Below are 3,788 nucleotides of genomic sequence, written 5' to 3'. Positions count from 1 at the left end.
CCGCTTGGCAACTGGCAAGATCGACTCGACGGTGCTGCCCTGCGGGCGGGCCATGTACTCGGTGCACAGAATCGGCCGGCCGTGCGGCGTCAGCTGGTTGATCCGCGACTCGAAGGTCGACGGGCCGGCGTAGGAATGGAAGCTGATCACGTCGGAGTTCGCCAGCTGGATGTTCTGGATCGTGGTGCGGCTACCGGGATCTGCCCATTCACCGTCCCACACCCCACTGGTCAGCGGCTGACGCGCTTCGACCGAGCGCGCCCAACCGAAGACCTGCGGGAGCAGGTCGGCCACCCGGTCCAGCTTGTCGGCACGCTCGACGCGGGCGTATTGCGGAGCGGGATTGTCGGGCTCATTCCACACATCCCATCCCAAAACCCGGTCGTCGTTGCGGAATTGGGTCATCACGCCGGTGACGTAGTCCTGCAGGGTGCGGGTGTAGCGCTGGTCGTCGATGCGTTCGGCGCCGGGGCTTTGCACCCAGCCCGAGTTGTGCACCCCGGGCGTCGGCGCGCGCTGCTGGCCCGATTTGGGGAACGGATCCCAGCAGGAGTCGAACAGCACGAAGAGCGGCTTGATGCGATGCCGCGCGGTGATGCCGACGAACTGCGCCAAACGGGTCTGGAATCCACGCGAATCCTGAGCCCACAACTGGTCGTGCAGAAAGACCCGCACCGAGTTAAGTCCGTGCGCACGGGCCCACCCGAGTTCGGTGTCGATACGGCGCGGGTCGTAGGTGCCTGGCTGAAACATCTCGAGCTGGTTGATGGCGCTGGAGGTGATGAAGTTCGCGCCGACCGGCCAGCCCTGGGCCTGGTACCAACGGTTGGCCCGATCCGATGACCACCTACTGGACTCGGCCGAGGTTCGTGGTGGATCAGCGGCGGCGCGCGGCGCTTGAGCCAGAGCCGTGCCCGCCGCCAACAACAGCGGCAATTTGAGAACAGTACGGCGGTACACAACGCGACGATAAGTCGCGCGCCGAGGCGTTCCCGGGATTGCGCCAGCGCGTCGCGGGAGTTGTTATCTCGCCGTCACCAATCCCGCTCAGCGCGCAGCGGCAAGCGTCCGTTCCATCGTCAACGCTTGCGCGCCCGCCGTCAGCGACGTGGCCGCCGACGTGGCGATCATCGCCCAGCGGCCCGGCACGACGCCGACTTCTTCGCAAGGATGTTGGGCGGTCGAGCATCCGGCGACCAATTCGCGGATCCGCTCGGCACTTTCCGTGGCATCCGGACTCAGCACCCGGGTGGCAGCACCGGCACCGACTTCGGGATGGCGTGCCATGAACTCCCGGAGGAACAGCGCACCGGTGACTTTCGGGTTGATGTCCTGGACCGCCGCCAGCACGGTGTCGCCGAACACCCCGCCGACGGTCCCGACCGCAAAGTCGATGCCGCAGTGCAACAAACCCAGCCGCTGATGCAGATCGGTCATGGTGGCGCGCAGCGCTGCGTACACGCCGTTGTCCAGTCCGAGGCGCTGCCACTCCTCGAGGCCGACGTAGATGTTGCCCTTCCACGACGTGCCGCGCATGAACTGCAGGGTGAGCCCGTCGAGCAGTTCGCCCGAGCGCACATGCGCCGACGGCGTGGTCAAGACGCGCTCGCCGCCGATCTCCCTTTCGAAGTAGGTGACGTGCGCTTCAAGAACTTGGTCGCCACCCAACTTCCAGGCGCTGACCGCGAGTTCCTCGACACGAGCGGTGTCGTGGAGTTCAATGCCCGGGGTGATGCGTCCGCCGTTACCGCCGTCGGACGGCTTCAGGCAGGCGCGGGTCAGGCCATAGCGATCCTGCAATAGCGCGCCGGCCCGCAGCAGATCGCGGGTGAAGTCGTCGCGGTTTTCCCGCCAGGGCACGGCGTAGCCGGGCAGCACCGGAATGGGCACCTGCAGCTGGGCGAAGGCCTCACTGGCCCGGTGTTCGCGCTCGAGGATGACAGCGCCCGGCTGACCCTGGACCTGGTTCGCCACACCCAACGCGGCCTCGATCGTGGGATGCAGCATGCGCTTGCGGTTCCACACCCCAAGACGAGAATCGTTGGCGTCGACGCGAATTCGGCCAAGGCCCGTGATGCGAGCCAGCCACGTCACGAATAGCTGAAACTCGGGCTCGAAATCGTAGGGGCACACCACTGTTGACGGGTTCGCCTGCAGAAAATCGATGATCTGACGCATCACCGGATCCCGGTCGCCGCCGTCGACCGCGCGGCGCAGCAGCGCCTGAGACATGTAGTAATAGTCGGTGTCCGGAAGCACCAGGCGCTCAACGCCTTCCGCCGCGAAACCGTGGCGCCAAGGCCGGGTACGGCCGACGACGAGGTCGCCGCTACGGGCCAGGTACAGGCCGCGCGTCTCCACGTATGTGGTGAGGTCCAGAATCTGCCGGCCTTCGACCATTGCGCTGAGATCGGTTTCGAAGCTGCTGGCGTAGGGCGTGGTCGAGTGCACCATCAGACGCCGTTGCCCTTGACCGGGCGAGGCGAATTCGACGTGCTCTGCGACCAGTTCGGGAAGTTCGTCGGGTTCGATCGACAGCAATTTCCGCGTCGCGATGGCGAAGTCGGTTTCGTCGAATCTCAGCGGGCCGGCATAGCCCTGCCAGCTAATCTCATCTCCGTCGACGATCACGGCCCAGTCATAGAAATTGCCGGTCATCGGATGAGGTGAAGTCCGTGGCCGGCTGATGCTCGATATCACTCAAGTCTCTCCATTTCGGGCCCGACACGATCAGGCAGTTACGACGCTGCGGTTGACGCACCGTCGTACAGCTATCGGGCACATTCGCTACATCGTTACTATCCCGTGTGCGCTATCTTACGGCGGAAAGACCAGACGACGGTTAGATGAACAGCCGGGTAACGAGCGTGCGATTGAACCGGCAACATCTGTTGTCGGACATGCAGATTGCCGATTACCAGCAAATTCCAAGCATACTCCTAGCTCAAAGCCCTGTCGAGATCGGCGATCAGGTCATCTGTGCCCTCGAGGCCCACCGAAATGCGAACGACCCCGTCGCCCAAGCCAATAGCGGCACGGCCTTCCGGCCCCATCGCACGGTGAGTCGTCGTCGCTGGATGGGTGACAAGGGATTTCGAGTCGCCAAGGTTGTTGGAGATATTGATCAACCGCAACCCATCGACCACCTCGAACGCGCGTCGCTTCGACGCGCCGTCCGGAGCATCGAGTTCGAAGGTGACGACCGTTCCACCACCGGACATTTGGCGCCTGGCCAGGTCGTATTGCGGGTGCGACGGCAGGAACGGGTAGCGAACCCACCGCACACCGGCGTGGCCCTCCAGGTATTCGGCAATTCGTTGTGCCGAATTGTTTTGATAGTCGACGCGAATCGCCAGCGTCTCAAGGCCTTTGAGCATGACCCAGGCGTTGAATGCACTGATCGCCGGCCCGGTGTGGCGCATCAGCTTCTGCACCGGTCCGTCGATGTACTCCTTGTCGCCGAGGATGGCACCACCCAGCACGCGACCCTGGCCGTCGATGTGTTTGGTGCCGGAGTACACCACTACGTCGACGCCGAGCGGCAAGCCTTTCTGCAACAACGGCGTAGCAAATACATTGTCCAGCACCACTTTTGCCCCGGCTGCATGGGCGATTTCAGCGACCGCGGCGATGTCGACCAGAGATTGCATCGGGTTGGACGGGGTTTCGAAGAACACCGCCTGGGTCGGCACCGACAACGCCTTTTCCCATTGGGCCAGATCGTCACCGTCGACGAACACGGTCTGCACACCCCAGCGTGGCAGGATCTCGCTGCACACCACGAAACA

3 protein-coding genes are annotated in these 3,788 nt (G+C 63.9%); all 3 read right to left on the bottom strand.

Annotated elements, in window-relative coordinates; all coding sequences use genetic code 11:
- Positions 1-960, bottom strand: a 960-nt coding sequence (locus AC2VOG_RS15235) for a glycoside hydrolase 5 family protein (protein WP_486940718.1), incomplete at its 3' end; no start/stop codon positions are given.
- Between the two features lie 87 nt (positions 961-1,047).
- On the bottom strand, positions 1,048-2,658 hold the full coding sequence (locus AC2VOG_RS15230) for a hypothetical protein (RefSeq protein ID WP_486940717.1): 1,611 nt from the start codon (positions 2,656-2,658) through the stop codon (positions 1,048-1,050).
- A gap of 281 nt (positions 2,659-2,939) precedes the next feature.
- The coding region (locus AC2VOG_RS15225; protein ID WP_486940716.1) for a PLP-dependent transferase at positions 2,940-3,788 on the bottom strand (849 nt) is incomplete at its 5' end.

Source organism: Mycobacterium sp. TH-M11 (assembly GCF_057473725.1).
Note: the sequence above shows the minus strand (reverse complement) of the source record. Positions and strands in the feature narration are given on the sequence as shown.